Origin of the sequence: Streptomyces sp. SID13726 (genome assembly GCF_010548375.1) — a bacterium.
Taxonomy (GTDB): Bacteria; Actinomycetota; Actinomycetes; order Streptomycetales; family Streptomycetaceae; genus Streptomyces.
The window spans coordinates 1-598 of sequence record NZ_JAAGLY010000169.1 but is presented as its reverse complement, the minus strand read 5'-3'; the positions used below and the strand labels follow the sequence as shown (position 1 = coordinate 598).

The 598-nt window shown below is 73.2% G+C and carries 1 protein-coding gene and 1 pseudogene; both read left to right on the top strand.

Going from position 1 to position 598, the window contains the following annotated elements; all coding sequences use genetic code 11:
- Positions 1-217, top strand: a 217-nt coding sequence (locus tag G3I78_RS46980; protein ID WP_164436733.1) for a hypothetical protein, incomplete at its 5' end; no start/stop codon positions are given.
- A pseudogene (locus tag G3I78_RS46975) lies at positions 214-598 on the top strand (DUF2637 domain-containing protein); the annotation flags it as partial. The gene G3I78_RS46980 and the pseudogene G3I78_RS46975, both read left to right, overlap by 4 nt.

The window sequence follows — 598 nt, the reverse complement described above, 5'->3', positions numbered from 1 at the left end:
CGCCGCCGAACTCCTCCTCGCCCAGGCCCTCGACCTCCTGGTCGCCGGGGCCGCCGCCGTCGCGGCCGGGATCGCCGCCGCCGCGCCGATGCTGATCCTCGGCGCGGTCCTGGTCGCCGCGCTCCTCGGCCGCCGGTCGGGCAAGGGCGGCGGGTTCGAGGTCACGCAGACCGTCGTCCAGACCATCACGCAGACCGTCAAGGGCGGTGGCCGATGATCCGCCTCAACACTCAGGAGCAGGTCGACGCCGCCGAGCGCACCCTACGGCTCACGTGGGCGATCGTCGCCGGGGCTGTCGTGTACTCGGTCCTGACCGTGACCCCGCTCGTGCAGCGGGTCACCCCGGACGGCTGGGACTGGACTGCGCCCATCCTCCCGATCGTTGTGGACGCGGCCGTGGTGATCGTGGTCCGCGTCGACACCATCGTGGCCCGCCTCGATGGAGAGGCTGGTGCCTGGCCGCTCGCCCTGCGCTGGCTCACCGGCCTCATGACCCTGGCGCTCAACGTCGGCGACTCGATGCTCGCGAACGACTGGGTCGGCGTCGGCGTGCACTCGGTCGCGCCGGTCCTGCTCATCGTCCCCGCCGAGGCCTCGC